This window comes from Helicobacter sp. MIT 21-1697 (genome assembly GCF_026241255.1).
GTDB lineage: Bacteria > Campylobacterota > Campylobacteria > Campylobacterales > Helicobacteraceae > Helicobacter_C.
The window spans coordinates 64517-84639 of record NZ_JAPHNC010000004.1 but is presented as its reverse complement, the minus strand read 5'-3'; the positions used below and the strand labels follow the sequence as shown (position 1 = coordinate 84639).

The following is a 20123-nucleotide window of genomic DNA, read 5'->3' as shown; positions in this document are numbered from 1 at the left end:
CATTTATGGAATTTGGATATTGGACACCTGTTTGGGGAAGTTGGCTTAGAAATGTTGATAATGATAGCACACAAGGCACTTGGGAGTATATCAAAGACTTGACACTGCGCGCCGAAGATCTTGGCTATGTGCTTACGCTCGTGCCTGAACTTTATTTAAACGATATTAAAGGCGAAAAAGCTCCTGCGCTTGATGCGTGGGCTATTGCAAATGGCTTAGCCGCAGTTACGAAAAAAATTGAGATTCTCGCAGCCTTGCGTCCGCAATATCATCAAGTTGCAATCACAGCAAAGCAAATTGCTACGATTTCGCAAATTTGCGGAGGACGATTTAGCATTAATATGGTTTCAGCGTGGTGGGCAGAGGAAGCGAGGCAATATGGCATAAGTTTTGATGGGCACGATGATAGATATGCACTTACACACGAATATACCGATGTTTTAAGGGGATTTTGGAGCAAGAGTCCCTTTAGTCATCAAGGCAAATATTTTCATTTTGAAAATTCATTTAATGAACCCAAACCTCCTAAAATGCCACTTGTATATGCAGGAGGAGAAAGTGAAAGGGGAAGAGAAGCCATTACGCGCTTTGCAGATAAATATTTAATGCACGGAGGCACAATAGAGGAAGTAAGAGAAAAAATCGCTGATATGAAAGCAAGAAAACAAAAGGCTGGTTTAGCCCCCTTTAAAGGCTTTGGAATGGCTACTTATATCATCATTAGAGATACAGAGGAAGAAGCGTTAAAAGAGCTAGAGCGAATCACAACAATTAAAAATTATGCAGATTATGAAAATTCCTATCAAAATTTCACAGGCAATTCTCAACTTGATGTGGAAGTTTCTAAGTATGATTATAGCGTTTCTAATCGTGGTTTGCGCTCTAATCTTGTCGGCACAGCCGAGCAAGTCGCACAAAGAATCAAAGCCTACGAGGAAGCGGGACTTAATCTCCTTATCGTGCAATGTGCCCCGATGAAAGAGGAACTTGAGCGCATTGCTAAAGAGCTTATGCCACTTGTAAAATAGATTCTGTATTTATGCACTTGCATAAGGCTTAGACTAATGAATACGATGTTGCGTCAGCTTTATATCGCGGGAATCCATACAGATGTAGGCAAAACGCACTTCAGTGCAGCTTTTTGCAAGGCATTTTCATATACTTATTTTAAACTCCTTCAAGCAGGAAGTCCGACAGATGAGCAGCGTGTGAAAGAACTTTCCCCAAACACAGAGATTTTACCCTCTGCACTCACTCTTCGCACTGCTGCTTCTCCTCATATCGGGCGTAAATATGAAAATCTAACATATAATGGGCTGCATTTGAAGATTCCACAATCTGATAAGCTCCTTATTGAACTTGCAGGAGGGATTTTCACACCACTTGATGATAAGCATACTTTCTTTGATTATATCCTTGCTCATCCTCGCCCTGCTATTGTTGTGGGGAGATACTATTTGGGCTGTATTAATCATATCTTGCTCACATTACACGCTATGCAGAATATGCCTATTCTTGCACTTGTTATGCTTAAAGATACCAAAGATACACATCGCGATGAGATTGATGAATTTGTGCGCTCTTATACAAAAATCCCGCTTGTGCATATACAATCTTATACAACACAGAGTTTAGATTCTGCTGCAAACAAGCTCTCTTGTGAGCTCACGCCTTATATCCAAGAGTTATTATAAATTCTCTATCAAAATTCATTTTCTAAAATGCTATCAAGCACATTGCATACATATTCAGCGATTTCAAGGCTTATCACATAAGGTGGCATAAAATAAATCGTGTTCCCCAAAGGGCGCAACAACACACCTTTTGCAAGTGCTTGCTCATACACATATAATCCCGCTCTTGTAAGCTTACACCCAATCAAATCAAATGCAAACACCATTCCGCACACACGCACACTAGCTACTTTTTTATGCTTTGAGAGCATAGACCATTGCTTAGCTATGGCGGCACTTAAAGAATGATTAGCAAGTATAACATCATCTCGCTCAAAAATATCCAATACAGCATTTGCAGCAGCTATGGCTAGGGCATTGCCTGTATAACTATGGGAATGCAAAAAGGCTTTTTGCTCCTCATAACGCGCATAGAATCCTTGATAAATACTATCGTTCGTAACCACAACAGACAAGGGGAGATACCCACCTGTAATGCCTTTAGAGAGGCAGAGAAAATCAGGCACTACATCGCATTGCTCTAGGGCAAACATACTGCCTGTGCGCCCAAATCCCACAGCAATTTCATCAAAAATAATATGAATATTATGCTTTCGTGCCAATGCACACGCCTCTTTCACATAAGCAGCAGGATACATATTCATACCTCCCGCACACTGCAATAAAGGCTCAAGGATAAACGCACAAATGCGATGAGCGTGCTTTTTTAGAATCTGCTCCAAGGCTTCAATCTCTTTGTGATAATCTCCATTTATTGCACCATCATTAGGATTCCATATACCCGATGGCACAGGCGTATTTAAAGTTTCAAGCAAAAGAGGTTCATAAGTGCTTTTATAAAGCCCTACATCACCCACACTTAAAGCCCCTAAAGTTTCGCCGTGATAAGCATTGTTAAGGGATAAAAATGCATTTTTTTCTTTATTGCCTACATTATAATGACTATGGAAGCTCATTTTTAACGCTACTTCAACTGCGCTTGAGCCATTATCAGCATAAAAACATTTTTGCAAACTCTGCGGGAGCAAGGCACACAATCTCTGCGAATAAGTAATGATGCCTTTGTGTGAGAATCCAGCTAAGATGATATGCTCTAGTTGTTCTAATTGCTGCATAATGGCTGCATTAATAAAAGGATTGCAATGCCCAAAAAGATTCACCCACCAACTACTGATACCATCAATAAACGACTTTCCCTCAAAATCATATAAATACACGCCCTTTGCTGATTGAATAGGGATAAGTGGTAATGTTTCGTGGTCTTTCATTTGTGTGCAAGGATGCCAAATATGCGCCAAATCTAAAGCTTTTAAATCTAGCATAACTCAACCTTTATATAAGAATTTAAGATATAATTTTACTCCAAAACATCTAATTCTCTCCAACAAGGAATGATATGCGCAACAAAGCCTCGTTTGATTACACTTCATCATCTGATGTAGGCTTAAATGCGCGATTAAAAACACTTAAAAATGCACATAATTTCCGCACAATTACAGATTATCAACATAATGGCATTTCTATTACTCCTTATGCCTCACACACTCATCATTCATCGCATAAACCCCTCATTAATTTTGCAAGCAATGACTATCTCGCTCTTTCACTAGATACTGCGCTTACCCAAGAATTTCTTAGCACACTCTGTGCGCAAGATATGGTTTTTTCTAGTGCATCTTCGCGTTCTTTAAGTGGAGGATTCCCTATTTATGACACTTTAGAATCTCATCTTAGCCAACTCTACGCACCTAAAAAAGCCTTACTTTTTAACAGCGGTTATCACTGCAATCTCTCCTGCATTCAGGGATTAGGCACTCTTACACACACACTTTTTTTGCTTGATAGATTCTCTCACGCGAGCGTATTTGATGGAGCGCGAAACACCCATTTTAAGCGATTTAGACATAATGATATGACTGCACTTGAAGCGCTTATTGAGTTTCATCATTCTCATTATGAGCGCGTTATCGTTGTAACCGAAGGACTTTTTAGTATGGAGGGAGATTTCGGCAAAATCAATGACATAATACAACTTAAAAAAGCTTACCCCAATGTATTTTTATATGTTGATGAAGCCCATAGTGTTGGTGTATGTGGAAATAATGGACTTGGAATAGCCTATGAATACATTAAGGAAATTGATTTTCTTGTGCTGACTTTTGGCAAAGCTTTGGCTTCTATGGGGGCTTGTATGCTGTGTAATGCAACCCAAAGAGACTTTTTTATCAATACTGCGCGAGGACTCATATATTCTACTGCGCTACCACCAATTAATGTTGCGTGGAGTAATTTTATCTGGAGTAAGATACCTACTTTAAACCATAAGCGCGAAAAATTACATCTTTTAAGTCAGCATCTCCGCTCACTTTTAAAAGAAAAAGGCTATGCAGCAAGAGGCGAAGCACATATTATCTCGCTTATGTGTGGAGATAATCACTCTGCAATTACGCTCTCTCATCGACTGCGTGAGTGCGGATTTTTTGCTCCTGCCATCAAAGAACCCACTATTCCTAAAGGAACAGCAAGAATCCGATTCTCTCTCAATGCTGCTTTAGAGTTAGAGCATATATCTCAACTTGCAGAAGCACTATGAAATATCAATGGCTTCATAGAATCAGACAAGATTCTTTAGCGAAAGATTTAGTGATATGTATGGGTGGTTTTGGAAGTGAGCCTAGCCATTTTCAACATCTTTGCTCTTATGAATGTGATGTCATTATGTTTTATGATTATAGAGATATAAACGCGTTAAAATCCTATGATATACACGATATTTTACAGCTCACACACAATCATTTTAGACATATTTATCTTATCGCTTTTTCACTTGGTGTATGTGTGGCAAATGCTATTTTTGCACCGATATGGGGGCAATTTACACGCACACTTGCCATTAATGGCACGCCTCTAGGGATTGATAGAATCTATGGCATTCCCCCTGCACTTTTTAGACACACTATCAAACATCTTGATGTGCAACAATTTCGTATAGGATTATTGGGACATAGACTAGATACTCATTTTGCTTTGCGTGATAATCAAACCTTACGCAATGAACTTGAGGCGCTTTATGAGTTTTCTCAATCTACGCACTCATATCAATCTCAAAGGTGGGAATGCGCACTTATATCACATAATGATAAAATTTTCCCACCAGAGGCAAATAAACACTATTGGCTTTCTCTAACTCCACAAAATACGCGGATTCTATGGAGTGATGAGCCACATTTTGTTTTCTTTGGCTTTAGCTCGTGGGAAGAATTGTGTTGCCTATGAAGAAGCTAGAAGATACCTCTCTTGATTTTAATCTTATTTCTTTTCACAAAGCCCGATACACCTATAATCAAAATAGTCCTATACAACACACTATGAGACTTCATCTTTTAGACTTACTCAAAAAGCACACGAATCGTAAAAGTTTTGATTCTATCTTTGAATTTGGTGCAGGAATGGGAGAACTTACAGCACTTGTAAGCAAATCATTTGATTTTCAACACTATATAACAAATGACTTGTATCCTTATGATATAAGTGCAGCATTGCACAATGAGAGAATCTCACACCTTGCTTTTAATATGGCACAGCTTCCTGCACACCCTCTTTCAAAAAACCAATTTGAACTTATCATTTCTAATGCCTGCTTACAATGGCTTGATTGCGCCTCTATACTCACTGCTTTAAAATCTATGATTGCTTACGGCGGGATATTGGCATTAAGTAGCTTTGGGCAAAATAATATGCACGAAATACGCGAAATTACAGGTGTAGGATTGCAATATGAAAGCCTAGAGACAATACGCGCATTACTAGAAAAAGACTTTGAAATCCTTGCTTTAGAATCCACATATCATCACTTGCATTTTGATAGCGCCCTTGAGGTCTTTAGGCATCTCAAACTTAGCGGCGTAAATGCCTTTGGTATCAACAAGCCTTTTGTCCTCACAAAGACTATGCTCAAAAATTACACTCAAAAATTTAATAATACACTCACTTATGAACCTCTTTATATCCTTGCACTTAAACATTAGTATGTGTGCTAGAAATTAAATGATTTTGAAAGTGTAACAATTATTGCAGAGAGGACAAAAACGCTGCTTTCCACCGATAATCTTGATCGCAATCGGCACATATTGTGCGTATATTTTCATTACAAGAAGAGGCGGTGCTGACAAACAAATCTCTACGAAGATTTACGCATACTGGAGAGAAAAATATTTCAAACATATCCTGCTTTTTGCAATCGCCTAGGATAAATGGCTTATGCTTTTTCTCATCGCTCCTTGTATTGCAGCAGGGCATAACAAGCCCATTATAATCCACATAAAAACTCATCGCGCTATGGAAGCAGCCAGATTCTGTTATGAGTTGAGATTTTTTCATTGAATCTACCGAGCCACCCCTTGATGAGCCCATTGCATTTGGATTCCAAGAACGATAATATATCTCCATTCCCTCCATTATAAAGCATATACGATATTCCTGTTCAGTATCCCTTACAAGTTTGGACTCTAAGCCTAATTTTTGCTGCATTTTTTGCATAGCCTTAATAATCTGTGTCCTATCAAAATCTTTTTGCATAGGATAATAAGACATAAGCACCCAATTCACTCCTGCATCTTTTAACTCTTGCAAATATTCCTTTGAAACATAATCACCATTTGTAAAAATATCAAGTTTTGCCTTTGGTAATTTTTGCCTTGCTTGTTTTACGCGTTTAAGTATAAGCTCTTTATTTGCTAAGGGCTCGTTAAATCGGTGAAAACTAAGCTCTTTGTCATATTCAATCTCCGCAAGATTATCAAGAATCTTAAGAAAAACTGCCTCATCTAGCTCTACGCTTGTGCTTTTTCTATCTATATGAGAATTTGGGCAAAAATAACAGGTGCGATTACAAAAACTTGCAATTTCAAATTCCACCTTGTATAAATGGCATTTAAGAATGTGCTTTTGAATCTCCCTATTAGAAATTGGAGTGCATAAAAGCATCATAGAATCTATAAGTTTTTGTAGCCTATTGTTATTGCCTGTAACAAGATTAAAAAGTTTGTTTTGAAAACTTAAAGGAGCGTGCTTATAAGCAGACTTAATAACTTTTTTAACGGCTTTCATTTTGTATCCTTGCGCTAAATAAAACGCACTCTACCAAAAAAAAAAAAAACGAAAATTTAACCTCTTAAAAATTTTATTTTGAGACTTGAAGCCAAAATAGAGTGAATATGACCCACTTTTTTAAGACTTCATCGTGTCTCTCAAGTTTTTGTGGGAATACTTCCTTTTAGTTGTTCCCTACTAGAATATCTGCGTTAGCACTATTTCTATATATGTGTGCAAATCTATCTCTTCATCTCGCGCACAATGCCTTTGTAAATGCTATTTGCATATATTAGTTTTTATCTTTATCCACCAATTTATTCGCACCAATCCAAGGCATCATCGCCCTTAATCTTCCGCCTACTTGCTCAATTTTATGTTGCGCTAGATTCTTGCGCTCTGCATTCATTCTTGCATAGCCCGCTTTGCGCTCTAAGATAAAGTCTTTAGCAAATCGCCCCTCTTGAATATCTTTGAGAATCTCTTTCATTGCCTTTTTAGATTCTGCATTAATCACACGCGGACCACTGACCATATCGCCATATTCTGCGGTATTTGAGATAGAATAGCGCATATTTGCTAATCCTCCCTCATAAATCAAATCTACAATGAGTTTTAATTCGTGTAAGCACTCAAAATACGCCATTTCTTCAGGATAACCTGCATCAACCAAAGTTTCAAATCCAGCTTTTACAAGACTTGTTACACCACCACAAAGCACCGCTTGTTCGCCAAATAAATCTGTCTCTGTTTCATCTTTGAAAGTTGTTTCAATGATTCCACTGCGTCCGCCACCAATCGCACTCGCATAACTTAGTGCAATCGCTTTAGCATCACCTCTGCTTGTATCTTGCTCTACTGCAATTAAATCAGGGATTCCACCACCTTTGACAAATTCACTGCGAACGGTATGACCCGGGGCTTTTGGTGCGACCATAATCACGCCTACACCCTTTGGAGCTTTGATTTGCCCAAAGTGAATATTGAATCCGTGCCCAAAGGCAATGATTTTATCTTCGCTCAAAGAAGGCAAAATATCTCGTGCAAACACATCAGCTTGCAGTTCATCAGGGATTAATATCATAATCACATCGGCAGCTTTTGTCGCTTCACTCACTTCAAGCACTTTGAAGCCTTTTGCCTCTGCTTTGCCCCAACTAGAGCCACCGCGATAAAGTCCAATAATCACCTCAACACCAGAATCTCGTAAGTTTTCTGCGTGAGCGTGTCCTTGTGAGCCAAAACCAATCACTGCAACTTTCTTCTTTTGAATAAGTCCTAAATCACAATCTTTGTCGTAATACACTTTTAATGCCATTAAACATTTCCTTTCTAGCAGTTTATCTGCTATATTAAATTAAAGGCTCAATTATAGTTAAAACAAACTTAGTTATAATTAAGCCACTAAGTCAAAGGCGCAAAGGAAGTAAATATGCAACATTCTCATATATCACAAGAAGGCAGAGAAAAATCTCTCAAATCTACTTTGCTCCAGCCGACACAAGTAGAATTTGTCTCTGACACTATTATCCACTTGCTCCAAAGTGTTGATGAGGAGCTCAAAAACGCTTTTTTAGACATTAAACAGAGTCTTGAAAATCACGATTGGGCTATGCTCACACGCATACTCACAGATATTTCAGCCCAAGACAAAACACTCTGCATCATCAAAGCTTTCACGCTCTATCATATGCTACTTAATATCGTTGAGGAACTCAATTTAAGCAATAATGCCACACTTAATCGCCTCCCCAAAACTCTCAATGAACTCCATAAGGAGGGCTATAACAAAAGTGATATACTAGAGATTTTGCAACATTTGCACTTTTATCCGGTATTTACAGCACACCCCACAGAATCTCGCCGCCGCACATTCCTTGAAGCACATCATCAAATGAGCGAAAATATCAAAAATATCTTTGCCCATAATGATGAAAATGCCAAATCCCAACTTCTCTATCGGCTTCATTTATTGTGGCACACGCATTTAGTGCGAAGTGAAAAAATGGAGATTCTCTTTGAGCTTGATAACTTGCTCTATATTATTGAAAGCTCTATCCTTAAATCCGCCACAAAAGTGCTAAACGATATAGAATCTACACTTGGTAAGAGCTTAGAAACCTCTCCCATCATATTAGGAAGCTGGATAGGCGGCGATAGAGATGGTAATCCATATGTAAGCAATGAGGTAATGACAAAAACGATGAAAATAGCACATAAAGCGATTATTGAAATCTATATTCGCATAAGCGAAAAGCTGATTCGTGAGCTTTCTATGTCAATAGATTTTATTCAGCCTAGCAAACGTCTTATGCAATCACTTCAAAACCATAATTCTGAACTTTTAAATAGTGAAGCAAAACTTTTTGCCAAAGAACCTTTCCGCGCAAAACTTTACCTCATCAAAAAAAAGCTACAAAATCGCCTTATTGCAATTAATACTACCGAGAGTATTAATTTTACTTATAAAGATTCCAATGAACTTGTAGAGGATATTGATATGATGATAGAATCTTTAGATTCTGTGTCTGCACGCAAATTGATAGAGTTTAGACATTTGGTGCTGCTTGGAGGCTTTCATCTTTTACGCCTTGATTTTAGGGAACATAGAGATGTGATTTTAAGTGCTACAAGCGAGATTTTCTGTCTTATGGGACTAAGTGATAGTGATTTTAAAGATTTAAATGAAAACAAAAAAATTGAGATTTTAAACTCTGCGCTTAATGCCAAAAAATATGATTTAAATACAATGATTGAACAACTCTCTGAATCCTCCAAACGACTTGTGGGAGCATTTTTGAGAATCCAATGGGCGAAAAAATATATATCCGAACATATTTTACAAAGCTTTATTATCTCTATGAGCACAAAACCGAGTGATTTGCTCTGTGTGTTGTGGTTTGCCAAACAAAGCGGCTTATGGAAGCCGGGCAAGAAAAAAGAGGGTAAAAAAGGCAAGGCAAGTATTTCTATCACGCCGCTTTTTGAAACTATTGATGACTTACAACGCGCACAAAGCATTATCCGCACCCTCTACACAAACACTCATTACCAGCAATATCTTTTTGACCATAATAACACCCAAGAAATTATGGTGGGCTATTCAGATTCAAGTAAAGATGGCGGTATTTTTACAAGCAATTATAATCTTTACTGCGCTATTAGTAATCTTACCAAACTCCAAACGCAACTTGATATTTGCATTAGTTTTTTTCACGGACGAGGAGGAAGCGTTAGTCGTGGCGGAGGAAGCCTTGAAGAAGCATTGCTTTCTTCTGCTCCTCAAAGTGTGCATAGCTTTCTCAAAACCACAGAACAAGGTGAAATGATAAGTGCTAAATACCTCAACAGACACATTGCAACCAAAAACTTTTCAAGTACCTTGAGCGCCTTGCTTAAAAAAGGAGTGTATGATGCTTATGGCACAGAGAAATACAAAAACAATCCGCAAACAATGGCATTGCTTGAAAATGTTTCTAATGCCTCTTGTATAGCTTATCGCACACTTATATATGAAAACAAAGGCTTTTTGGAATATTTCAAAAACGCTACGCCTATAAAATTTATACAAAACCTTAATCTAGGCTCTCGCCCAAGCAAACGCAAAGATACACAAAAAATTGAAGATTTACGCGCGATTCCTTGGGTGTTTGCTTGGACGCAAAATCGCGCTATTATTTCTGCTTGGTATGGTTTAGGAAGTGGATTGGCAAATGCAGATAAAAATCAATTACGAGCGTGCTATGAGCAATCACTCTTTTTCAAAACAACCATTGATAATATCTCTCAAGCCTTGCTCAAGGTAGATTTAGATATTGCCTTTTTGTATAATCAATTTGTCAAGGATAAAAAAGTGAGGGAAGAAATATGGGAACATATTTATGCGCAATATCATCTCACAATGGAGCATTTACTCCATTTGCGTGGAGAGAGTGTGCTTTTAGATTCTGAATGTGCTATTAGAGAATCTATCCTATTACGCAAACCTTACCTAAGTGTGCTTAATCTCACTCAAATTGAGCTGATTAAAAAATATCAAAATTGCAAATATCCTAAAGGGCAAGAGCGTCTCCTTGAACAAATCCACGCAACCATTGTTGGCATAGCACAAGGTATTCGCAACACAGGCTAAATGCTTTATACACCACAAACAAGCTGGAATCCTTGGCACGGCTGCTTTAAGATAAGTGAGGGTTGCAAAAACTGCTTTATTTATAGTATTGATTCTATCCATAAACGAGATACACAACATATTTGCCTCAATAAAAACTTTGAATATCCACTCAAAAAACGTAGAAATGGCGAATATCACATACCCGATAATACATTAGTATATACTTGTTTTAGCAGCGACTTTTTACTGCCACAAGCCGATGAATGGCGAAAAAGAGCGTGGGAAATAATGCGTATTCGCAAAAATGTGCATTTTGTATTTTTCACTAAACGCATTGAGCGATTACATTCTGTGTTGCCAAGGGATTGGGGCAATGGATATGAAAATGTGATTATCGGTGTGAGTGTAGAAAACCAAAAACGCGCTAAGCAGAGAATCTCTCTTTTATGCACCCTACCTATCAAACATCGTTGGGTAATTTGTGCGCCACTATTAGAAGAGATTCATATAGAATCTTACCTTTCAAATATAGAACTCATCTCTGTGGGAGGAGAAAGCGGCTATAAGGCAAGAATATGCGATTATAAATGGGTGCTAAGTTTAAGAAAACAAGCCTATGATGCGGGGATAAAATTTCATTTTCATCAAACAGGTGCAATGTTTTTAAAAGATAACAAACTCTATAAGATTCCAAAAAACTTACAGAGAATCCAAGCCAAGAAAGCAAATATTGATTTAGTATAATTTGAAAATTATGTGGTAAGTAAATGCTTGAATATAAAAGAGTATAGGGGAGGGGGCTTATAGAATCCACAAAATTCTATAAGCTATAAAGGCAGGGTGAATTACATCATTCCACCCATACCTCCCATTCCGCCCATATCTGGCATTGCAGGAGCTGGCTTATCTTCTTTAATTTCATTAATTGTCGCTTCAGTTGTTAAAAGCAGACTTGAAACTGATACTGCATTTTGCAATGCCACGCGTGTAACTTTAAGCGGGTCAATAATGCCCTCCTTAAACATATCTACATATTCACCTGTGGTCGCATTGAATCCAAAGCCATCTTTGGAATTTTTCTCTACTTCATTCACAACCACGCCCGCATCATAACCAGCATTTGTAGCAATTTGTCCAAGAGGAGCTTTAATGGCGCGTTTGATAATATCATAGCCAATCGCCTCATCACCCTCTAATTTAAGTTTAACTTTTTGTGAAGCACGAATAAGAGCCGAGCCACCGCCAATAACAATACCCTCATCAACTGCCGCTTTTGTTGCAGAAAGCGCATCATCTACACGATCTTTTTTCTCTTTCATTTCTACTTCACTCGCCGCACCTACCTTAATAACTGCCACACCACCGCTTAGCTTTGCCAATCTCTCTTGGAGTTTTTCCCTATCATAATCACTTGTAGTGTTTTCAATTTCAGTTTTGATTTGTGCGATTCTATCTTTAACATCTTTTGTTTTGCCCTTGCCATCAACGATTGTTGTGTTATCTTTATCAATCACGATGCGCGCAGCACTTCCTAAATCTGCGAGTGTTGCTGCCTCAAGCGTTTTACCAAGTTCTTCACTAATAACTTGTCCGCCTGTGAGAATAGCTATATCTTGAAGCATTGCTTTTCTTCTATCGCCAAAGCCCGGAGCTTTTACAGCAGAAACATTGAGTACTCCTCGCAATTTATTTACAACCAATGTTGTTAAAGCTTCACCCTCAATGTCTTCGGCAATAATCAAAAGTGGTTTGCCGCTTTGCATAGTCGCTTCAAGCAATGGTAAAATCTCTTTCATATTTGAAATTTTCTTATCTGTTAAAAGCACATAGGCATTTTCAAGTTGTGCTGTCATTTTGTCAGTATTTGTTACAAAATATGCTGAAAGATAGCCTCTATCAAACTGCATACCCTCAACCACACTTAATTCATCATTGATACCCTTTGCTTCTTCAACGGTGATAACACCATCTTTGCCAACTTTTTCCATTGCTTCAGCAATCAACGCCCCAATGTTTTCATCAGAGTTTGCCGAAATAGTCGCAACTTGGGCAATATCGCTTTTACCACCAATTTTTTTGCTTGATTTTTTAAGCTCTTCAATAATTGCTGCTGCTGCTTTATCCATACCGCGTTTTACTTCAATAGGATTCGCACCTGCAGTAATATTTCTCAAACCCTCCTTATAAATACTATAAGCAAGAACGGTTGCTGTTGTCGTCCCATCTCCTGCTGCATCAGCAGTTTTGCTTGCTACTTCTTTTACAAGCTGTGCGCCCATATTTGCAATAGGGTCGCTAAGCTCAATTTCTTTTGCCACAGACACGCCATCTTTAGTGATTGTAGGTGCGCCATAGCTTTTTTGGATAAGCACATTGCGCCCCTTTGGACCCATTGTAACTTTTACCGCATCACTTAATTGTTTAATGCCCTCATAAAGCTTATTCCTTGCAGAATCTGAAAAGTTAATTTCTTTGCTTGCCATTTTTTACTCCTTAATGTTAAGATAACACTTATTTTTCAATAATACCCAAAATATCATCTAGCTCTAGGACAATAAATTCCTTTGAATCTAGCTTGATTTCTGCGCCCTTATATTTACCAAATACGACTTTGTCATTTTCTTTCAATATCTTGTCGTCTTTGATTTTTGCACTCACTGCCTTTACTACACCCATAAGAGGTTTTTCTTTTGCATTATCGGGAATAATAATGCCTGAACTTGTTTTAGTATCTTCTTCCACGCGTTCTACAAGCACTCTCTCTCCCAAAGGTCTAAACTTCATATCAACTCCTTTTAAATAATAGTTAATCAAAAATTTTAGCACTTAATTTTTGAAGTGCGAAATTTTATACCTTTTTGTTAAACAAGTCAATACTTTATATTTAAATATTGAATAAAGTTTAGTCTTAATGACTAAACTTATATATGTTAGATTATATAAACTTTATCAAAACTCATTCATTGATATTTGCCAAAGTAAAATCAATATCAGTTTCAAAGGTTTATTTTTATATAATCTATACTTCAAATTTATCTTACGCAGCTAGGGCATATACAAAATTATGATTAGTAAGCATTCAATTGAAACGCTCAAACAAAATATTGATATTGTTGATATTATTGGCTCACACATAGATCTTAAAAAATCGGGAAGCAACTATATAGCCTGTTGTCCCTTTCATAATGAAAAAACACCGAGCTTTGTCATTAGCCCCACAAAAGGATTCTACCATTGCTATGGCTGCGGTATGGGTGGTGATGCAATTAAATTTCTTATGGAATATGAAAAATTAAGTTTTGTAGAGAGTGTGGAGAAAATCGCAGCAATGATGAATTTCGCACTTGAATATGAAAACATTAAGGAGAAGAAACCTGATTCTATCGTGCTTGATGAAATAATGCGATTTTACCAAAAACAGCTCCTCTCTCATAAGCCCTCACTTGAATATCTCGCCTCGCGCCAAGTGGCGAATACAAGCATTGAAAAATTCCGTTTGGGCTATTGTGGAGCAAGTTTTGAGACAATAAATTTTCTCAATGCTAAAGTTCTTAATAAGCAAGAAGCGCTTGAATTTGGGGTTATCGGCAAAGACAATGGGCGTGAATATGCACGATTTAATGATAGAATCATCTTTCCCATACATTCTCCCAATGGCAAAGTCGTAGGGTTTGGCGGACGCACGATGAGCAATGCAAATGCTAAATATATCAACTCTCCTCAAAGCAAAATATTCAATAAATCAAAACTCCTTTATGGGTATTATCTCGCCAAAGATAAAATCTATAAACAAAAAAAAATCATTGTATGTGAAGGCTACCTTGATGTCATTATGCTTCATCAAGCAGGTTTTGATTACGCAGTGGCAACACTTGGCACAGCTCTCACCAAAGAACATTTGCCGCTTTTGCGTAAAGGCGAGCCAAAAGTAATTTTAAGCTATGATGGTGATAAAGCAGGAATAAATGCCGCATTTAAAGCAGCCAAGATTCTATCAGAAGCAAGCATTGAAGGTGGTGTAGTTATCTTTGAAAATGGTGCAGACCCAGCTGATATGGTAGCACATAAACAAATTAATGAATTAAGTGAGCTATTCTCTCACCCCATTTCTTTTATTGAATTTATCCTCACACACATTGCGCGCAGTTATGAGCTTGAAAATCCATTGCAGAAAGAAAAAGCCCTAAGCGAATCTACTCAATTTTTGCATACTCTAAGTCCTCTCCTACAAGAAGAATACAAACCATTGCTTGCACGATTGCTCTCTTTGCCCACACGACTTATTCACACTCAACGCAATAAAGCACCTTCAACACAACCAATCTTTAATGCCTTTATGCAAGATTTTGCAGAATCTGTGCTGATTAAAAGCTTCCTTGAGAAACCAAATTTAATTGATTTTGCCATTGAATACATTGATGTATCGCTCTTTAAATATAAAAAAATAGAATTTGGACTTGTTGCAAATCAATGCTATGATGACCCAAGATTACTCGCCATATCACTCAATGATACTATCAAACCGCTTTCTGATTTACCTGCGCTTAAAGAACATTTGCGATTATTCATCACGCAAGCATATAGTCAGCTTTTGGCACAAATTCCTCATTTAAACGAAATGAGCTTGCAGCGCAAGAGCGAAATAATCAAAGAGTTAAAAACAAAAATTTTACATCTTAAAAAAGGAGAATTACTGCCTTATGTTAGCGTTAGCACTTTTTAGTGGAGGTTGTGATAGCCTCATTTCTATGAAATTACTCAAAGACCAAGGCATTGATGTGGTTGCCCTGCACTTTAATATTGGCTTTGGCGGCAACAAAGACAAATTAGCATATTTCCAAAATGCAACCGCACAAATTGATGTGAAATTGCAGATTCTAGATATTCAACGACAATTTTTTAATGATGTGCTATTTAAGCCAAAATATGGCTATGGTAAATATTTTAATCCCTGCATTGACTGCCACGCAAACATGTTTGCCAATGCGTTTGATTACCTTCTACAAGTAGGAGCGGATTTTGTAGTGAGTGGCGAGGTGCTAGGACAACGTCCCAAAAGTCAGCGCAAAGAAGCATTAGATCAAGTAAAAAAACTTGTGCGACATATCGGAGAGCAAAGCAAATTTGATTCTATCCTTTCAAGAGATGGGAGCAATCCTCACAAGCCGCAATTTCTTGATGAATTGCTCCTGCGCCCTATGAGTGCAAAACTTTTAGAACCAAGCTTCCCGGAAAAAATGGGCTGGGTAGATAGAGAGCGTTTGCTTGATGTAAGTGGTAGAGGGCGAACAAGACAGCTTGAGATGATAAAAGAATATGGCTTTAAGTATTTTGAAAAACCCGGCGGAGGCTGTTTGCTCACACAAGATTCTGTGGCACTCAAAATCAAAGACCTCATCTCTCATCGTCAAATGCACTTTGAAGATATAGAAATGGTAAAAATAGGACGTTATCTTGTGCTAGAAAATGGTGCGCGTTGTGTTATCGCTCGCAATCAAGAGGAAAACATCAAACTCAGCAAGCCAAATCCAAATATGGAACATATTACATTGCTTGATTGCGTAGGACCACTTGGCATTGTAGAATCTAATGCTTCTATGGAGGATAAAATACTTGCAGGACGCATTGCCCTAAGCTATGCAAAAACAAATGCAAATCAATGCTACCAAGTTCAAATTGGCACACAAATCCATTCTCTTTTGCCACTTGAACGCATTAAAGCACAAAGCTATCTCCTTTTGGCATAAAAATACTTACAAGTTAATGGTAATTTTGTGTTATAAATATTTTAGGTAATATTTAGGTTTTAATTTATTTTAGAATGCTACACTTAACTTTTTTGAGGAGAAATTATGAAATTTGGTATTATTTTTATTGTGGGTTTTATCGCTTTATGTAATGTCGGCTGTATGTTTAAGGGTAGTCTTTCGCATATGGCTTCTAGCTCCATAGGTTGTGCGCCTTCAGAGATTACTATTAAAAAGAATAGGTATGGCTTTATAAATGAGGCATATAGTTATGTTGCTGAATGCAGAGGAAGAACCTACTATTGCACAACAAGCAATTTTGCAGGAACAACTGCCAATACAAAATGCGCACTATCAATGCCATAATAAATAAAATTTCTTAGAGTGTTTGAGATTGTAGATAAATTTTATACGGAATTGCTACCTATCCGCCTTTGAATGCATAAAAGTTTAAAAAATCTTTGTCTATTATTGCAAACATAATGATTTTTGCTATACTTAAAGGTATTAAACTTACCCGAAAGGATACATTATGAAAATTACATACACTCTCACAGACGAATCTCCAGCACTTGCAACCTACTCTTTCTTGCCCATTGCAAAGGCATTTTTGCAACACGCCAATATTGAGGTTGCAACATCTGATATTTCCTTATCAGCGCGCATTTTGGCTCAATTCCCAGAGCGCTTAAAACAAGGACAACAAGTAGAAGATGCTTTAAGTATTTTGGGCGAACTTGTAAAAACAAAAGAGGCTAACCTCATTAAAACTCCCAACATCTCCGCTTCAATTCCCCAACTCAAGGCGGCGATTAAAGAGTTACAAAGCAAGGGTTATGATGTGCCAAATTTTCCTGATGAGCCACAAAATGACGCAGAAAAAAGCATTAAAGAAAAATATCAAAAAGTGCTAGGTTCAGCAGTTAATCCTGTGCTGAGACAAGGAAACTCCGATAGACGCTCCACAAAAGCCGTGAAATCTTATGCACAGAAAAATCCTTATCGTGTCGTGCCTTTTAATGCAGATTCTAAAAGCTGTGTTAGCTATATGAAAGAGGGTGATTTCTTTGATAATGAAAAAGCGGTATTAATCTCATCTCCGACTACTGCAAAGATTATTTTTAAAGATTCTAATGGAGAGAGAGTATTGAAAGAGGGATTGAAACTAGAGCAAAATGAAATTTTAGATGCGACATTTATGGACGCACAAAAGCTTTCACGCTTTTATGAAGAACAAATTGCATTCTGCAAGAACAAAGGGATTCTCTTCTCGCTCCATTTAAAAGCCACAATGATGAAAGTAAGCGACCCCGTGCTTTTTGGCTATGCAGTTAAAGCGTATTTTAAAGAGATTTTTGAATCTTTTGGCGATGAGCTTACACGACTTGGTGTCAATGCCAATAATGGTGTAAGCGAGCTACTTAGCAAAATAGAATCTTCTCCTAAAAAAGCAGAGATTCTAAGCAAATACAATGAAATCTTAGAAAAAAGTGCAAAAATCTCAATGGTCAATTCTGATAAAGGTATCACTAATTTACATATTCCAAGTGATGTTATCGTTGATGCTTCTATGCCTGCTATGCTTAAAAATGGTGCAAGACTATGGGATAAAGAGGGCAAAGAATGCGATGCAAACGCCGTGATACCAGATAAAACTTATGCAACAATCTATGAGGCAGTGCTTGAAGATTTGCACAAAAATGGCACACTCAATCCTGCCACACTTGGCAGTGTTTCAAATGTCGGGCTTATGGCAAGAAAAGCACAAGAATATGGCTCACACGATAAAACTTTCATAGCGCCAAATGATGGTGAATTTGTCATTGTAGATTCCAATGGTTCTGTGCTACTCTCTCACAAAGTGCGTAAAAATGACATCTATCGTGCCAATCAAGCAAAATTTGACGCAGTCCAAAATTGGATTGATTTAGGCATTGAACGCGCTGATATTACAGGTGATAAGGCAATTTTTTGGCTAGATGAAAAAAGGGCAAGTAATAAAATTATGATTGATTTGGTCCAAAAACGATTAAAAGAAAAGGGCAAAAATATAGAGATTCTCGCACCTAAAGAAGCGTGCTTAGAATCTTTGCGTCTTATTCGTGCGGGTAAAAATGCGATTTCTATTAGTGGTAATGTATTGCGGGATTACCTGACTGACTTATTCCCTATTTTAGAGCTTGGCACAAGTGCAAAAATGCTCTCTGTCGTGCCTATGCTTAATGGTGGAGCGATGTTTGAAACGGGTGCAGGTGGAAGTGCTCCAAAACAAGTAGAACAACTTGTAGGTGAAAACCATTTGCGTTGGGATAGTTTGGGCGAATTTTTAGCACTACAAGCAAGCCTAGAGTTTTATGCGCAAAAGCAAAACAATGCAAAAGCAAAAGTCTTGGCAGATGCGCTTGATAGTGCGACTTCACAATGGTTAGATAACAACAAAGCTCCCTCTCGCAAAGCAGGCGAAGATGACAACCGCACAAGCCATTTTTATTTGAGTATGTATTTTGCAAGAGCTTTGGCAAATCAAAGCACAGATTCTAACATTGCAGCATTTTTTAAGCCAATCGCAGATGAGCTAGAATCTAAGCAAGATTCTATTCGGGCAGAATTTAATGGCGCACAAGGCAAAGCAGTGGATTTAGGTGGGTATTATAAATTTGATGATAACAAAACAGAATCTATTATGCGTCCAAGCAAAAGCTTTAATGCAATAATAGAGCAAATCGCAAGAGGCTAAAAGAACAAAACTCCCTTTCAAAAGAATCAGCTAAAGGCTTTGTTATAGTAGCTTGTGCCTGTTCTCTTGAAAGAACTTTAATTTAAATAGCTTAAATTCTTCTTCATAATTTTTAAAGAGTTCTTCACAAAAAGCTCTAGGGGATTTTGCATCTTCTTTATATTCTTTAGAATACTCCATAACTATCTTCATACAAGTATCCATATCTTCGCTAACCCAAGATATTTCTAGCAGATGTTGATAGTCTTCCACACTCTTTTTAGGCTCTTTGCAACCTTGTAAGATAAAAATTAACACAACAAGATTGCTTATTTGCCTAAACATTAATGCAATGCTTTCTAAGCTTTTATATCAAGCAAATGTGTTTGCTCTGTGGTGCAAGCGAGAGTTTCTTCTTCTCCAGATTCTAAAATATTGCGAGAATCTTGCTCTTGCTCATCTTGCTTTTCTTTAAAATTGCGTTTTTTCTCTTGCTTATCATCAGGATTTATCGCTTCAGTTTGAGGCGTGGGAGATACTTCCTGCACAGCTTTAAGTTTATCAACAAATTCTTGCATATTTGCGTGAAGTGCAAAATCTACTTTTTGCATATTATTAGCATATTGAATCGAGCCAAGCTGTGAGTTTTGATTGATATAAGTAACATTACCGATAGGACTAACTGCCATTGTTTCCTCCTTTTTGGCACTTTAGATTAATATCGTCTGTTTTGTTAAACTAAAAGTTTAGCAATAATTGTG

At 37.5% G+C, this 20123-nt stretch carries 17 protein-coding genes and 1 pseudogene; 11 read left to right on the top strand and 7 right to left on the bottom strand.

What is annotated here, in order from left to right:
- The first annotated feature begins 5 nt into the window (after positions 1–5).
- Both OQH61_RS05090 and bioD read left to right on the top strand, forming a co-directional pair.
- The gene (locus tag OQH61_RS05090; protein WP_266026224.1) at positions 6–1028 is read left to right on the top strand and encodes an LLM class flavin-dependent oxidoreductase; all 1023 of its coding nucleotides are present in this window, start codon (positions 6–8) and stop codon (positions 1026–1028) included.
- A 36-nt stretch (positions 1029–1064) separates the two neighbouring features.
- The gene (bioD, locus tag OQH61_RS05085) at positions 1065–1694 is read left to right on the top strand and encodes an ATP-dependent dethiobiotin synthetase BioD (protein ID WP_266026223.1); all 630 of its coding nucleotides are present in this window, start codon (positions 1065–1067) and stop codon (positions 1692–1694) included.
- Between the two features lie 8 nt (positions 1695–1702).
- Here the strand turns inward: bioD and OQH61_RS05080 are convergent, their stop codons facing one another.
- Positions 1703–3016: an adenosylmethionine--8-amino-7-oxononanoate transaminase gene (locus tag OQH61_RS05080; RefSeq protein ID WP_266026222.1), complete on the bottom strand. Its 1314-nt coding sequence runs from the start codon at positions 3014–3016 to the stop codon at positions 1703–1705.
- Positions 3017–3090: 74 nt separating this feature from the next.
- Between OQH61_RS05080 and OQH61_RS05075 the strand changes: the two genes are divergently transcribed.
- From OQH61_RS05075 to bioC, 3 genes are read left to right on the top strand one after another with little or no spacing between them, the layout of a single operon-like run.
- Positions 3091–4287 (top strand): aminotransferase class I/II-fold pyridoxal phosphate-dependent enzyme, encoded by a 1197-nt coding sequence (locus OQH61_RS05075; RefSeq protein WP_266026221.1) that lies wholly within the window; start codon positions 3091–3093, stop codon positions 4285–4287.
- Complete coding sequence (locus OQH61_RS05070) at positions 4284–4970, top strand: pimeloyl-ACP methyl esterase BioG family protein (RefSeq protein ID WP_266026220.1); 687 nt, start codon at positions 4284–4286, stop codon at positions 4968–4970. Before OQH61_RS05075 ends, OQH61_RS05070 begins: the two co-directional genes overlap by 4 nt.
- Positions 4967–5722 carry a malonyl-ACP O-methyltransferase BioC gene (gene bioC, locus OQH61_RS05065; RefSeq protein ID WP_266026219.1) on the top strand — a complete coding sequence of 252 codons (756 nt, stop codon included), beginning with the start codon at positions 4967–4969 and terminating at the stop codon, positions 5720–5722. The genes OQH61_RS05070 and bioC overlap by 4 nt, the downstream gene beginning before the upstream one ends.
- 40 nt (positions 5723–5762) lie before the next feature.
- Here the strand turns inward: bioC and OQH61_RS05060 are convergent, their stop codons facing one another.
- A complete protein-coding gene (locus tag OQH61_RS05060; RefSeq protein ID WP_266026218.1) occupies positions 5763–6803 on the bottom strand; it encodes a radical SAM/SPASM domain-containing protein in 1041 nt (346 codons plus the stop codon).
- A gap of 274 nt (positions 6804–7077) precedes the next feature.
- A complete protein-coding gene (ilvC, locus tag OQH61_RS05055) occupies positions 7078–8103 on the bottom strand; it encodes a ketol-acid reductoisomerase (protein ID WP_266026217.1) in 1026 nt (341 codons plus the stop codon).
- A 114-nt stretch (positions 8104–8217) separates the two neighbouring features.
- On the opposite strand from ilvC, the gene OQH61_RS05050 reads away from it, so the two are divergent.
- Both OQH61_RS05050 and OQH61_RS05045 read left to right on the top strand, forming a co-directional pair.
- Positions 8218–10917, top strand: coding sequence for a phosphoenolpyruvate carboxylase (locus OQH61_RS05050; RefSeq protein WP_266026216.1), 2700 nt, complete (start codon positions 8218–8220; stop codon positions 10915–10917).
- Positions 10918–11643, top strand: a complete 726-nt coding sequence (locus OQH61_RS05045; RefSeq protein WP_266026215.1) for a DUF5131 family protein — start codon at positions 10918–10920, stop codon at positions 11641–11643.
- A 101-nt stretch (positions 11644–11744) separates the two neighbouring features.
- Here the strand turns inward: OQH61_RS05045 and groL are convergent, their stop codons facing one another.
- The gene (gene groL, locus OQH61_RS05040; RefSeq protein ID WP_266026214.1) at positions 11745–13382 is read right to left on the bottom strand and encodes a chaperonin GroEL; all 1638 of its coding nucleotides are present in this window, start codon (positions 13380–13382) and stop codon (positions 11745–11747) included.
- Between the two features lie 37 nt (positions 13383–13419).
- Positions 13420–13683: pseudogene (gene groES / locus OQH61_RS05035) on the bottom strand (co-chaperone GroES); the annotation flags it as partial.
- A gap of 280 nt (positions 13684–13963) precedes the next feature.
- Here groES and dnaG point away from each other — a divergent pair.
- The 4 genes from dnaG (at position 13964) to OQH61_RS05015 (ending at position 19383) form a co-directional block, all read left to right on the top strand.
- Positions 13964–15622, top strand: a complete 1659-nt coding sequence (gene dnaG, locus OQH61_RS05030) for a DNA primase (protein WP_266026213.1) — start codon at positions 13964–13966, stop codon at positions 15620–15622.
- Complete coding sequence (locus OQH61_RS05025; protein ID WP_266026212.1) at positions 15600–16646, top strand: 7-cyano-7-deazaguanine synthase; 1047 nt, start codon at positions 15600–15602, stop codon at positions 16644–16646. Before dnaG ends, OQH61_RS05025 begins: the two co-directional genes overlap by 23 nt.
- Positions 16647–16751: 105 nt before the next feature.
- A complete protein-coding gene (locus OQH61_RS05020) occupies positions 16752–17012 on the top strand; it encodes a hypothetical protein (protein ID WP_266026211.1) in 261 nt (86 codons plus the stop codon).
- Between the two features lie 166 nt (positions 17013–17178).
- Entirely contained in the window at positions 17179–19383 is a 2205-nt protein-coding gene (locus tag OQH61_RS05015) for an NADP-dependent isocitrate dehydrogenase (RefSeq protein WP_266026210.1), read from the top strand.
- Between the two features lie 42 nt (positions 19384–19425).
- Here the strand turns inward: OQH61_RS05015 and OQH61_RS05010 are convergent, their stop codons facing one another.
- Both OQH61_RS05010 and OQH61_RS05005 read right to left on the bottom strand, forming a co-directional pair.
- Complete coding sequence (locus tag OQH61_RS05010; protein ID WP_266026209.1) at positions 19426–19707, bottom strand: hypothetical protein; 282 nt, start codon at positions 19705–19707, stop codon at positions 19426–19428.
- Positions 19708–19721: 14 nt separating this feature from the next.
- Positions 19722–20051: a hypothetical protein gene (locus tag OQH61_RS05005; protein ID WP_266026208.1), complete on the bottom strand. Its 330-nt coding sequence runs from the start codon at positions 20049–20051 to the stop codon at positions 19722–19724.
- Positions 20052–20123: the final 72 nt, after the last annotated feature.